The following is a 13,456-nucleotide window of genomic DNA, read 5'->3' on the forward strand; positions in this document are numbered from 1 at the left end:
CTTTGAATGTGTTGGTGAATGGAGCAATCCATGAGCGGCATTCAAAACAAGATGAGCAAGCAAGCGAAACACCGGAGTGACGGTTAAGCTAATAAGAGCACACGGAGGATGCCTAGGCGCCAGGAGCCGACGAAGGACGTGGCGAACAACGAAACTGCCTCGGGGAGCTGTAAGCAAGCTTTGATCCGGGGGTGTCCGAATGGGGAAACCCAGCTGTGGTAATTCGCAGTTACTCGTATCTGAATACATAGGATACGCAGAGGCAGACCAGGGGAACTGAAACATCTAAGTACCCTGAGGAAGAGAAAACAATAGTGATTCCGTCAGTAGCGGCGAGCGAACGCGGAACAGCCTAAACCAAGGGGCTTGCCTCTTGGGGTTGTGGGACGTCTCACATGGAGTTACAAAGGAATATGGTAGGCGAAGAGGTCTGGAAAGGCCCGCGATAGAGGTAAAAGCCCTGTAGCCTAAACTGTGTTCTCTCCGAGACGGATCCCGAGTAGTGCGGGGCACGTGAAACCCCGTATGAATCCAGCAGGACCATCTGCTAAGGCTAAATACTACCTGGCGACCGATAGTGAAACAGTACCGTGAGGGAAAGGTGAAAAGCACCCCGGAAGGGGAGTGAAATAGAACCTGAAACCGTGTGCTTACAAAAAGTCAGAGCCCGATCTATGGGTGATGGCGTGCCTTTTGTAGAATGAACCGGCGAGTTACGTTTAACATGCAAGGTTAAGGTGAGAAGCCGGAGCCGCAGCGAAAGCGAGTCTGAATAGGGCGATTGAGTATGTGGACGTAGACCCGAAACCGTGTGATCTACCCCTGTCCAGGGTGAAGGTGCGGTAACACGCACTGGAGGCCCGAACCCACGCATGTTGAAAAATGCGGGGATGAGGTGGGGGTAGCGGAGAAATTCCAATCGAACTCGGAGATAGCTGGTTCTCCCCGAAATAGCTTTAGGGCTAGCCTCGGTGAATGGAGTGGTGGAGGTAGAGCACTGATTGGGTGCGGGGCCCGCAAGGGTTACCAAGCTCAGTCAAACTCCGAATGCCATTAACTTCTTGCCGGGAGTCAGACAGTGAGTGCTAAGATCCATTGTCAAAAGGGAAACAGCCCAGACCATCAGCTAAGGTCCCCAAGTGTGTGTTAAGTGGGAAAGGATGTGGAGTTGCACAGACAACCAGGATGTTGGCTTAGAAGCAGCCACCATTGAAAGAGTGCGTAATAGCTCACTGGTCGAGTGACTCTGCGCCGAAAATGTAACGGGGCTAAACACACCACCGAAGCTATGGCTAGATGCTTTGCATCTGGGGTAGGGGAGCGTTGTATGCAGGTTGAAGGTGTACCGTAAGGAGCGCTGGACAGCATACAAGTGAGAATGCCGGTATGAGTAACGAAAAGATCAGTGAGAATCTGATCCGCCGAAAGCCCAAGGTTTCCTGAGGAAGGCTCGTCCGCTCAGGGTAAGTCGGGACCTAAGGCGAGGCCGAAAGGCGTAGTCGAAGGACAACAGTTTGAAATTACTGTACCACCGTAATCCGCTATGAGCGATGGGGTGACGCAGGAGGGTAGTGACGCGGACTGATGGATATGTCCGTCTAAGCAGTGAGGCTGATGTGTAGGCAAATCCGCACATCACTAAGGCTGGGCTGTGATGGGGAGCGAAAATTGTAGTAGCGAAGGTCATGATCTCACACTGCCAAGAAAAGCCTCTAGCCAGGAGAAGGTGCCCGTACCGCAAACCGACACAGGTAGGCGAGAAGAGAATTCTAAGGCGCGCGGAAGAACTCTCGTTAAGGAACTCGGCAAAATGACCTCGTAACTTCGGGAGAAGAGGTGCCTCGGTAGGGTGAATAGCCCGAGGGGGCCGCAGTGAAAAGGCCCAAGCGACTGTTTAGCAAAAACACAGGTCTGTGCGAAGCCGCAAGGCGAAGTATACGGGCTGACGCCTGCCCGGTGCTGGAAGGTTAAGGGGAGTGGTTAGGGGTTAAACCCGAAGCTGTGAACCGAAGCCCCAGTAAACGGCGGCCGTAACTATAACGGTCCTAAGGTAGCGAAATTCCTTGTCAGGTAAATTCTGACCCGCACGAATGGCGTAACGACTTGGGCGCTGTCTCAACGAGAGATCCGGTGAAATTTTAATACCTGTGAAGATGCAGGTTACCCGCGACAAGACGGAAAGACCCCATGGAGCTTTACTGCAGCTTGATATTGAATTTGGGTACGATCTGTACAGGATAGGTGGGAGCCGGTGAGGCAGGAGCGCAAGCTTCTGCGGAGGCGCCGTTGGGATACCACCCTGATCGTATCTAGGTTCTAACCTAGTGCCCTAATCGGGTACGGGGACCGTGTCAGGCGGGCAGTTTGACTGGGGCGGTCGCCTCCTAAAGAGTAACGGAGGCGTTCAAAGGTTCCCTCAGAATGGTTGGAAATCATTCGCAGAGTGCAAAGGCATAAGGGAGCTTGACTGCGAGACCTACAAGTCGAGCAGGGACGAAAGTCGGACTTAGTGATCCGGTGGTACCGCATGGAAGGGCCATCGCTCAACGGATAAAAGCTACCCTGGGGATAACAGGCTTATCTCCCCCAAGAGTCCACATCGACGGGGAGGTTTGGCACCTCGATGTCGGCTCATCGCATCCTGGGGCTGAAGTAGGTCCCAAGGGTTGGGCTGTTCGCCCATTAAAGCGGTACGCGAGCTGGGTTCAGAACGTCGTGAGACAGTTCGGTCCCTATCTGTCGTGGGCGCAGGAAATTTGAGAGGAGCTGTCCTTAGTACGAGAGGACCGGGATGGACGTACCGCTGGTGCATCAGTTGTTCCGCCAGGAGCATGGCTGAGTAGCTACGTACGGACGGGATAAGCGCTGAAAGCATCTAAGCGTGAAGCCCCCCTCAAGATGAGATTTCCCAATTAGTAAGACCCCTTGAAGACGACGAGGTAGATAGGTTGGAGGTGGAAGTGCAGCAATGCATGGAGCTGACCAATACTAATCGGTCGAGGGCTTATCCAAATTCTTAGAGCGCAGATTCGTTTCGGATTCAGTTTTCAGGAATCAAATTGTAATTTATAGAGCTCAAGTAGTTCTATAGAGAAAATTTGTTTTCAGCATTTGGCGATGCTGAGACCTGAATTATAGCATTTACGCTGTAAATGCCCGTTTGGTGGCGATAGCGGAGGGGTTCCACACGTACCCATCCCGAACACGACCGTTAAGCCCTCCAGCGCCGATGGTACTTGGACCGAAGGGTCCTGGGAGAGTAGGACGCCGCCAAGCACTTAAGACCACTGTTGATATTCAACGGTGGTTTTTTGTTGTACAGATAACACATGAATTTCACGATTTTAGCCCGCTGCCTGAGGGGAAGAAACGGAATGCATTTAAAATTCCTGCTCATAATACAACATTCTCCTCATAATCTCGGCTATAATCCAAAAATATTGTATGAAAAGCAGCATTTCTCTTCCTACAGGCGACATAGCCGGGCAATTCTTGTATTTCCTGCAAAATACGAACAACATTTAAGCCTGTACAGTGGTAACTTAAGAATATCAAATCTGAAAGCGACGAATCAGGTGTAGGTAATTTAATAAATTACGTATCACATAAGCAGTAATCGGTTACTAATTTAGTTGTAATCTAAAGTATGGTTTATATAGTCTATTTGTATATGGATTATAATTGGTGTATGTATCGGGGAGGTGCGTATGTGATTATTTGGCTGAATGGAACCTTTGGTTCAGGAAAAACGCAAACAGCGATTGAGCTCCACCGGAGTATTCCCATTCTTATGTATTCGATCCGGAGAATGCCGGCTTTTATATCCGTGATAACCTTCCAGGAGGCATGTCAAAAAACGATTTTCAGAGCCATCCGCTCTGGCGTGAGCTTACGTATTCAATGCTTAGATACATAGATTCAGAGTATAATGGAACGATTATTGTACCTATGACCCTAGTAGATACAGACTACTTTATGCAGATTGTGGGCAGACTGAGAAGCGAAGGGATAGTAGTTCGTCATTTCACGTTGACTGCTTCCACTGAGACCCTGTATAGCAGATTGCAGGGCCGTGGTGAAGGCAGGGGCTCTTGGGCTGCTGTACAGATGGAGAGATGTCTTACAGGGCTGGAGAACAAGGTCTTTGAGTGTTATGTGGACACTGAGCAGATATCCATTCCAGAGGTAGCTGGAATTATTATGTCTCTGTTGGAGACCATGGAATAGGAAACGGAGATCTGTAATGGCCTGTTTAGAATAGTGTTGAAGTGGACGGATAATAGATTTTAATAATCATTGTGTTTTCTATTGCACTATACTCATATATTTGATATAATACTTTTTGTTGTCGAAAGATTGTTTGTTGATATGGCTCGTTGGTCAAGGGGTTAAGACACCTCCCTTTCACGGAGGTAACATGGGTTCGAATCCCATACGAGTCACCATAATCTTCTTTGAATCATGGGATGAGAACTCCCTGGGTTCGTTGGAGGATAGGCTTCGGAAGGAATACTTCGCAATCTCGTAACGGAGTGAAGAGTATCCCATACGAGTCACCATAATCTTCTTCAATCTCTAAGGTTGAAATAAATAATGATTGTATATCTCATGAGAATGTGTTATGATCATTAAGTTGCTTCTTCGATGGAGGCTTAGCTCAGCTGGGAGAGCATCTGCCTTACAAGCAGAGGGTCGGGGGTTCGAACCCCTCAGCCTCCACCATGGAGACTTGCAAGATTGAAGTGAATACATTTATTGCTGACGCGGGGTGGAGCAGCCCGGTAGCTCGTCGGGCTCATAACCCGAAGGCCGCAGGTTCAAATCCTGCCCCCGCAACCAATTTGGAACCGTGGTGTAGTTGGCCTAACATGCCTGCCTGTCACGCAGGAGATCGCGGGTTCGAATCCCGTCGGTTCCGCCATTTTTACTTAAGTAACATATTGAATACATACCGTGTGCGGACGTGGCTCAGCGGTAGAGCATCGCCTTGCCAAGGCGAGGGTCGCGGGTTCGATTCCCGTCGTCCGCTCCATATTTTGCGCCCTTAGCTCAGCTGGATAGAGCGTTTGACTACGAATCAAAAGGTCGGGAGTTCGAATCTCTCAGGGCGCGCCATTTATAACTTTATTGAATACTCAAAGTGTCCTTAAGATTCGAATGAGTTCGTTGTAGCATAAGCTTCGATAGAATTACGTCGCAATCGGATGCGTAGCATCCGCATTTCTCAGGGCGCCCCATTATTTCAAATTAAATGGTCCGTAATGGATTTATTCTTATAATTTGCCGGCGTGGCGGAATGGCAGACGCGCTCGACTCAAAATCGAGAGGGAAACCGTGGAGGTTCGAGTCCTCTCGCCGGTATCATCATAAACAGGCTTACAGATTTGCTTTCGGGCAAATTTGTAAGCCTGTTTTTTCTTTAAGGTAATTATACAGGTTAAGCTATTGTCGATTACCTTTAACTTAGCTCCCAATAAGCCTGTCATTCCAAGCGGTATAATTCCTCTGACTCTTCCGGCATCCGCCGCCGGTTTTCTTCATTGTTATGATTACCCGCAGTAATTAATAAGAGCCCGGTGACTGTGACTACTATGCAAGTCGTTATTTTGCCGAAAACATGCCTCCTAAGGTGAAAGAGGACTGAGAATCCGCTATGTTGTTCATTTGGACTTAAAATGTGGCAGTTCAGGACAATTAGGGGAATCTCATTCCGGATACTCCGCGATTTCGCCAGATCTGCTCAAATAACGGAATCTCAGTCCGCCTGCTGAGCGGATAGTTCATATAGAGCCCGCCCGGTAAACTTCAACTGAGGTGAAATGCAATCAATAAGTATGATCTGGATTCACCAGTAGGGTGAATTTTGTTTTTAAGGGGCAAGCTCTATCACTGCCATCTGGTGATTCTCCATGTAAGGAATTGTGTACGAGATTTCACCCTCCGGACTTACCGTAAACGGCAGTTCAGTCATCGAAGGAGCCAGATAGACCCGCTGGATTTGGGCAGGAGACGGAAGTTTCAGGCTGACAGAAATGTCACGCAGCGGCACGATGTCCTCGATGACTTCGATCCGGCCCTTCAGTGCAGGGGCGGCATAGAGCAGATGGTGTACATAGCGCTTCTCCGCCGGCTGGTACTGCAGGGTCGTTATTCCCCGGGCCGGCAGACCGGTGCGCAGGGAGGGACGCGGCAGCAGCCGGGACAGTGCATGGAGCACCATCTCTTTGAGGATAAGGTGGCCGCCTTCCGCATAGTCGCTGAACACCTCCCAGGCGATGTAAATTCCACTGCTGCTCTCAACCATGGCCGGTCCATTATCTTCTCTGGTACCGGGTGTATGCTGATGCGAACAGAAAGTAAAGACATCGCGGTTGAAATACGGATTCTCCAGGTGACCCAGCGATTGTCCTTCCCGCAATTCTACCAGCTGACCTTCACCATACATTACATAAGAGGCAGGCAGGAGGGCGCCGGGCGTGAAATACGGATGGAAATACGCCGGACGGTACGGGTTTGTTCCCTGCCAGCGGATACCCAGATTCAGCGCAAAGGTATCACCTGCCGGATTCAGGCCCGAACGTCCGGTGGCCAGCACCTTGCCGCCCCCTGCTGTAAAGGCTTCAATAGCGGAAGCCAGTTCCGGCCATACCGGCACTTCATCCGGCAGGATCAGGACTTTGTAAGCGGCAAAATCACTGAACGTATCTACGATATCATACAGGTAGTGTCCTTCACTCAGTATACGTACTGCTCCTGCATCAGCCAGATTCCGCTGTCCCTTCAGCGCTTGTCCGTCTGGGCAGGCTTCACGGGCCGCCTCCAGGGACAGGACAGCGATGTCCGCAACGGACTCCACTCCGTTGCACCATTGCTCCTTCGCCTCTACCTCGGCATAGGCAGCGCCGATTAGGGCATAGGTCGCTTCATCCATGAAGCCCGAAGGGTGAAGCTGATCACCGATGGAGCATTTGGCACCGTGGGCAAGGCTGAGCGCGGCCTCATACCGCAGCGCGTTCGGATGCTTGTAGCCGCCGAATTCGCCCCAGGAGGTATGGAATTTGCCGGTCATGCCGAGAAATTCCATGCCCAGGGTCTGGGCGTACCGTGCTGACAGCGGGAAGTGATCATAGCCCCAGCCTCCGGTCGGAAGTGACTCCAGCTCGAGGTGGCTGTTAACCTGGACAAGATCACGGCGGCCCCGCTGCTGATGACCGTTGTTATGATACACCGGAAGGCCTGGCTTTACCGCGTCAATCGTCTCCCGGACACGGCGTGCATAATTCAGATAAGTCTGTTCACCGAGGGCAGTGACGGCTGCTTCATCGCGGGGATCCTGGCCGGCTGCCTGCAGTGCCGAGACGCAGTACTGGCAGCGGCATTTACGGCCGCCGACGATATCGAGGAAGATACCGTCAGCATCATAACGGGAAACTACTTCATGGATTTGCGCCAGCAAAACGTCCAGATAAGGTGTATTCATGCAAAACTCATGATAACCCGGCGTCATGAAGTCCTTCACCCAGCGTGTGCGGTCCTCTGCATCACGGATCAGCCACTCGGGATGGCGGCGGGCCAGCTTCTCATCAAGGCCAGCGGACAGATATACCGGTGTCTTGACTCCGATTTCGTGAGCTGCACCGATCATCTCCCCCAGAAGGTCGAAGGAGAGATGCGGATGAATTTCATTGGCTTCACTGGGATGATAGGCCCAGCCGTGATGACATTTGGAGAATACCGTAACAGAGTCAATATGGCCGGCACGCAGCATGGATTGAAATTGGGATTTGGAGAAATCTTTGCCGATGCCGGGAATGAATTCAGAAGTATGGAAGTCCAGGTGAACCTGACGAAAACGCATGGATACACAGCCCCTTATACGATTTGGATGAAAAGCGGATTCCCAGTCAATGTACCTCTTTTATGCCGGGGCAGCCAGTGATATTATAGACTTTGAATAGCACAAAATCGACTTGGACAGGAGAGATAGCCAGTGCTGTGTCTGGAATTAGCGATTCCGCCGCTGCCGCAATTCGTCACGGTGGGACATGCCGTCTGGCCGCCGGGGGACCGGCATTTCGCCCGCACCTTCGGTGTGTATGATCTGCTGCTGGTGAAGCGCGGAACGCTCTATATGAGAGAAGAGGACAAGGAGTATGCGGTGGGTCCGGGAAAACTGCTGGTGCTGGAGGCGGGACTGCCGCATGAAGGTTACCGGGCATGTGAGGAGGATACAGAAATTTATTGGGTGCACTTCATCCATGAATCTAAGCCGGCGTATATCCGGCGGGAGGATATTCCCTGGTCATCCCTGCTGGCCAAGGGAACGGTGGAGGATGAGGAGCCCTCTGCACAGCAGCGTCTGTATATGCCGAAATACGCCATAGTCGATGTAGAAGCGCTGGAGCCGATTCTGCATGAGATGAACGAGATTCACAACCGGCTGAGTGCTGAAAATGCGCTGCGTCTCCATCTGCTGCTGGCCGGGCTGCTGGAGGCACTTCAGGCGGAATGCACACGGACTGCACAGCCGGAGCCGGCGGTCCGGCTGGCCCGGGCAGCGGCAGGCTACCTGGATGTCCACTGGAGACAGCCGTTTAATCTTGCCGGACTTGAAGAGGAGCTGCATTTCCAGGCGGATTATATTACGAGGTGCATGAAACAGCATATCGGCACTACGCCACTGCAATATGTACTCCATCTGCGTCTGGAAGAAGCCAAAAAGCTGCTGGGCGGTACGGTGCTGGGTATTTCGGAAATTGCCGAACGGGTAGGCATTCAAGATCCCAACTATATGACGCGCCTGTTCAGTTCGAGATTTGGACTGACTCCCGGAGCGTACCGCCGGCGGCTGCGTCAGAGGGAAGATACAGCTGCCTCTACCGGCACGGAGGAAATCTAAGAGCCGCTGCGGGTGCTGCCAAGAGCTCAGTCATGTCGATATCATGCTAAAGAAAGTCGGGATCGTTAAGGCGGAAAAGGGCAGGTGGCGCTACCATTAGATTGCAGGAGAAACGCTTGGCATAGGCCAAGCCGGGGAAATGGCGCAATGATCAGGAGGGAAGATATGCTGCCTTTAAATATTAATACGATTATTGATAGCGTGACAAAAAAAACCGCGAATCTCAAGATTATGTTCCTCGGGGACAGCATTACGGCGGATGGCCTGTATATCCGCTTAATCCGGGAATGGCTGAAGCAGCACCGCCCGGATCTGGCGGTGGAGCTCATCCCGTGCGGTGTCCCCAGCGAGACGGCCTCGGGACTGAGCGAAGCGGCGCATCCGTTTCCGCGTCCCTGTATCCATGAACGGCTGGCAAGAGAGCTTGCGACAGCGTCTCCTAATGTGGTCGTAGCCTGCTATGGAATGAACGACGGGATTTATCATCCCTTGTCGGAAGAGCGTTTCGCAGCTTATCAGGCGGGAATGCTGCGGCTGAGCACACAAATCCGTAAAGCGGGGGCCACTGTCGTGCTGATGACACCGCCGCCGTTCGATGCTCCATCCATGAACGGCCGGCTACAGCCGGCGGATGCGGCTGATTTCAGCTATCTGGCTCCTTACAAGGATTATGACAAGGTGCTGGAGTGTTATGCGGGCTGGCTTCTGTCCGGTGAATGTCCTGCGGATGGCATCATGGATTTGCGCATTCCGCTGCTGGAGCATATCCGGCAGGAGCGGTCACTGAATGCCTCGTATAGCTATGGCGACGGAATCCACCCGGACACAGCGGGACACGGGGTAATCGCACGGACATTTCTGCGGAATTTGTTCGATGCAGAGCCGGATACGCTGCCGGGTGCGGAGGAATCGGGGGAGGCGGCCCGCGGAAAAGCGGATTGACAAGCAAAATGGCGCGGGATTATATTAAGGTCACCCTATGAGCCGGGAGAGATCACCTATGAATGTACTGCAGACGATCCGCTCGCGGAAATATTTACAGCGGATTATACTCAGCTTTATGCTTGTTGTTGCCACACTGGCTGTGGCTTCGCTATTTGTGAACTCGAATGCCCGCGGCAAGGTGCTCAGCCTGCAGAACGAAGCCGACCGCAAGCTGCTGACCCAAATCAATTACAATATTGAGAATATGAATGGTATCGTGAAGGATTTGGCGGTTTCGCTGTACAATGACGAAGAGCTGCTCGCGCTGAAGTCCGGCGCGGATTACAGGCAGAGCATTCTCAAGATTGAGCGCCTCAACCATAGTGTGGCAGCTTCCCCGTATCTGCATGCTGCCGTCTTTTACAATGGGGCCCAGCACCGGTTCTTCTCGTCGCTTAACCATGAAATTAACAATAGTCTCCTGTACGATTCCCTTAAGAACTATATGGCCTCGCGGGCGGATCTGCCGAAGCTGCAGCTGATTCCGCTGGACCTTGACGGAAAGGATGAGGGGATAGACGTATTTGCGATCTTTATATATGACGGGGACACTCTCGGTTCCATTAATGACAATGTGCTGATTCTGACGGTGAAGCCGGGCTGGATGCTGGATAACATGAAAGCGCTTAATCATGTGGCGGAGCGGGAAGATGATGTACTCTTCATTACAGACAGTGACGGCGAGGTGCTTATTTCAACCGACGGGCTGCTTCCGGCCGGTCTTAATATCAAAGCGGACCTGCTGCCGCGGATTGCTTCTTCGGCTGCGCCGCTTAATTCTTTTAACTATACATTTGGAGACAGGAAGTACAAGGTCACTTATCTGAGCAAAGCGCTGAATAACTGGCAGATTGTCAGCATGCAGGATTACGATGTTGTGCTGGGTAGCGTCCGGCAGATGAAATGGACGGAGATAACGGTCACGCTGTCTGTTGCTTTGCTCGCTATCCTGCTGTCCGTGTTCTTTGCCTTAAGGCTGTATAAGCCGGTGGGGCAGCTGCTGACGCTGGTGCCGCAGGATGTACGCGGTGCTCCGCAGGCGAAGGATGAGCTGTCGCTGATTGCGGCGAATGTAACCGAGATGATCAGCAAGCTGAAGGGTCTGGAGCTGGAACGGGCCTCGCAGTCGAATATTGCGAAGCTCTACCAGCTGCGCAGCCTGATCGGGTCAAGCCAGAGCCTCGATGAACAGGCATTCCTGCAGATCAGGGAGCAGCACGGAATAGACATCGCCTATCCGTCGCCGCTGCGGCTGGCGCTGGTACAGATCGACAATCTGCAGGGGCTTGCGGCAGAACCGGGGCTGCCGATGGAATCCCTGCTGTACTTTGCCATTGCCAATATCGGCCAGGAGCAGCTGCGGCTGGAAGGCACTTGTGAAGCGGCCGATATGAAAAGCGGCCATCTGGTCTTCATCACCGGCAGCGGAGCCGGGACACTTGCGAAGCTGGAAGAGCGCTTCCGGGAGCTTCAGCAGACGATTTTTGACTACTACCATATTACCTTTACGGTTACGCTGAGCGAAGTGTTCACGGATTACCGCTGCATCACCCGGCATTACAATTTGGCCATGCGTCACTCGAACTACCGGATGGTCTTCGGCAAGGGAGCAGTGATTGAGCCTGAAATGCTGCAGGAGAATGAGCGGAATGAATCGCTGCGTATCCCGCAGGAGCTGGAACGGCAGCTGACAGAAGGACTGAAGGGCGGGGATCTGGCAGAGACAGAGCAGACGATCCGCAAATGGAGAGAATTGCTCGGCAGCTTCAGCTATGAGAATATGTTCTCGGCTGTTCTTCATCTTGCGGTTACCTTAAGCAATACGCTTGGCGAGATGAATAACCGCAACGTCAACCCGGTATCGGTCAACCTGCAGGCCGTTAACCGGCGTATTCTGGAAAAAGAGACGCTGGATGAGATTGAGGCCGTGCTTCTGGAGGTTGTGCGCGAGGTGGCCGAGCAGCGGCGCAGCGGGCGGGCGGATAAGAACCGGCTGCTGGCCGAAACGGTGAAGGAAATTATTGATAAGCATTACTCGGATCCGGATCTGAATGTACAGCGGATTGCCGATATGCTCAAGATGAATTCGGTCTATCTGGGACAGGTATTCAAAGCGCAGGAAGGCACGACAGTCGTGGATCAGATCAACTCAGCCCGCCTGGCCTATGCCAAAGAGTACCTGGAGCAGAAGGACCTGACCGTTACGGAGATTATGGAAAAGGTCGGCTTCGGCAACGAAAGCTATTTCTACCGCCTGTTCAAACGCCGCTACGGAACGACACCGAAGGAATACCGCCTGAAGTCCGCCATTGACCGCAGCAAGTAAACAAGCCTCTGCAGCCTTAAGCCAGGCCCGCTAAATGAGCGATGTTCATTTAGCGGGCTTTTTGCTGCGCCACGTATGGCTTCGCCCGGCCGGAACAGGAAACTGGCAACAATACAGCCCCTCTTTACAGCAATCTTGCAATTGTACAGTAACACCGAAGCCTGATTCACGCTATTGTTAGTCATGCAAAGCCTGGTACACAGGCAAACAGCTGCAGCTAAGGAAGGAAAGGAAGGGGCTTTGGTTATGTTGAATAAGGTTCCACTAGCGGAACAAAGAGCAAGTTCAGGTGCGCCGCCGGGAACGCGCAGAAGAACGTGGATTGGAAGAGAGCTTCACCATTTCCGGAACAACCGGGAGCTGTTTCTGCTCTCACTGCCGGGACTCCTGTACAAATTGATTTTTGCGTATATTCCAATGATCGGCCTGATTATCGCCTTCAAAAATTACCGGTATGATCTCGGCATCTTCGGCAGCAAGTGGGTGGGACTGGATAATTTCCGTTATTTATTCACTACGGATACGGCGTGGCGGATAACCCGTAATACGGTTCTATATAATACCGCCTACATTGTGGTAGGTACCTCGGCAGCACTGCTGCTGGCGATTCTGATGAACGAAATCAAGGCCAAGTGGAGCAAGTTCTACCAGACAGCCTTGTTTCTGCCACACTTCCTTTCCTGGGTACTTGTGGGTTATGTGGCCTATGCCTTCTTGAACCATTCGGATGGTTTTATCAACCGCACCCTGGAATCCTTCGGGCTGAATCCGGTGAGCTGGTACCAGAATGCGGGGCCATGGCCGGTGATTCTCATTCTGGTTCAATTATGGAAAGTGGTGGGGTTCAACACGCTGATTTATTTTGCCGGCATTATTGGCATTAACAGCGAATATTACGAGGCAGCGCGGATCGACGGGGCGACCAAACGGCAGATGGCGTTCAAAATCACAATCCCCCTGATGGCCCCGATCATCATCATTATGCTGATCCTGTCTATCGGCAACATGTTCCGCGGCGACTTCGGCCTGCATTATTTTATCCCGAACAACTCAGGTTTTCTCTACGGCTCTACGGATATCATCGATACCTATGTGTACCGTGCGCTGCGTGAAGTCGGTAATGTAAGCATGTCCGCGGCTACAGGCTTTTACCAGTCGGTTGTAGGTCTGGTGCTGGTGCTGACGGCAAACGGAATCGTGCGCAAAATTGATTCTGATAATTCCCTGTGGTAAGGAGGTGCCCTGAC

Annotated in this window: 6 protein-coding genes, 7 tRNA genes and 2 rRNA genes; 14 read left to right on the forward strand and 1 reads right to left on the reverse strand. The window is 52.1% G+C overall.

The features are described from left to right. Positions 1 to 81: 81 nt before the first annotated feature. The 10 genes from NYE33_RS11545 to NYE33_RS11590 all read left to right on the forward strand — a co-directional run bounded on the left by NYE33_RS11545 (position 82) and on the right by NYE33_RS11590 (position 5,361). A 23S ribosomal RNA gene (locus NYE33_RS11545) occupies positions 82 to 3,012 on the forward strand. A gap of 147 nt (positions 3,013 to 3,159) precedes the next feature. After that, positions 3,160 to 3,276 (forward strand): 5S ribosomal RNA (rrf, locus tag NYE33_RS11550). 672 nt (positions 3,277 to 3,948) lie between these two features. After that, entirely contained in the window at positions 3,949 to 4,227 is a 279-nt protein-coding gene (locus NYE33_RS11555; RefSeq protein ID WP_341065871.1) for a hypothetical protein, read from the forward strand. A gap of 143 nt (positions 4,228 to 4,370) precedes the next feature. Continuing rightward, positions 4,371 to 4,445, forward strand: a tRNA-Glu gene (locus NYE33_RS11560). Positions 4,446 to 4,646: 201 nt separating this feature from the next. After that, positions 4,647 to 4,722 (forward strand) — tRNA-Val (locus NYE33_RS11565). A 40-nt stretch (positions 4,723 to 4,762) separates the two neighbouring features. After that, positions 4,763 to 4,839, forward strand: a tRNA-Met gene (locus tag NYE33_RS11570). 4 nt (positions 4,840 to 4,843) lie between these two features. After that, a tRNA-Asp gene (locus tag NYE33_RS11575) sits at positions 4,844 to 4,921 on the forward strand. A gap of 36 nt (positions 4,922 to 4,957) precedes the next feature. Further along, positions 4,958 to 5,032 (forward strand) — tRNA-Gly (locus NYE33_RS11580). Positions 5,033 to 5,038: 6 nt separating this feature from the next. Continuing rightward, positions 5,039 to 5,115: transfer RNA gene (locus tag NYE33_RS11585), tRNA-Arg, on the forward strand. A 167-nt stretch (positions 5,116 to 5,282) separates the two neighbouring features. Then, a tRNA-Leu gene (locus NYE33_RS11590) sits at positions 5,283 to 5,361 on the forward strand. A gap of 508 nt (positions 5,362 to 5,869) precedes the next feature. Here the strand turns inward: NYE33_RS11590 and NYE33_RS11595 are convergent. Then, entirely contained in the window at positions 5,870 to 7,858 is a 1,989-nt protein-coding gene (locus tag NYE33_RS11595) for an alpha-amylase family protein (protein WP_042139569.1), read from the reverse strand. A gap of 132 nt (positions 7,859 to 7,990) precedes the next feature. On the opposite strand from NYE33_RS11595, the gene NYE33_RS11600 reads away from it, so the two are divergent. The 4 genes from NYE33_RS11600 to NYE33_RS11615 all read left to right on the forward strand — a co-directional run bounded on the left by NYE33_RS11600 (position 7,991) and on the right by NYE33_RS11615 (position 13,442). Beyond that, positions 7,991 to 8,899, forward strand: coding sequence for a helix-turn-helix domain-containing protein (locus NYE33_RS11600; RefSeq protein WP_042139568.1), 909 nt, complete (start codon positions 7,991 to 7,993; stop codon positions 8,897 to 8,899). 165 nt (positions 8,900 to 9,064) lie between these two features. Continuing rightward, the gene (locus NYE33_RS11605; protein ID WP_052422062.1) at positions 9,065 to 9,841 is read left to right on the forward strand and encodes a GDSL-type esterase/lipase family protein; all 777 of its coding nucleotides are present in this window, start codon (positions 9,065 to 9,067) and stop codon (positions 9,839 to 9,841) included. Positions 9,842 to 9,899: 58 nt separating this feature from the next. Beyond that, entirely contained in the window at positions 9,900 to 12,209 is a 2,310-nt protein-coding gene (locus tag NYE33_RS11610) for a helix-turn-helix domain-containing protein (RefSeq protein ID WP_341065876.1), read from the forward strand. A 246-nt stretch (positions 12,210 to 12,455) separates the two neighbouring features. After that, the gene (locus tag NYE33_RS11615; RefSeq protein ID WP_042139566.1) at positions 12,456 to 13,442 is read left to right on the forward strand and encodes an ABC transporter permease; all 987 of its coding nucleotides are present in this window, start codon (positions 12,456 to 12,458) and stop codon (positions 13,440 to 13,442) included. Positions 13,443 to 13,456 lie beyond the last annotated feature (14 nt).

The organism is Paenibacillus sp. FSL R10-2199, assembly GCF_038000235.1.
Classification (GTDB): Bacteria; Bacillota; Bacilli; order Paenibacillales; family Paenibacillaceae; genus Paenibacillus_AQ; species Paenibacillus_AQ phytohabitans.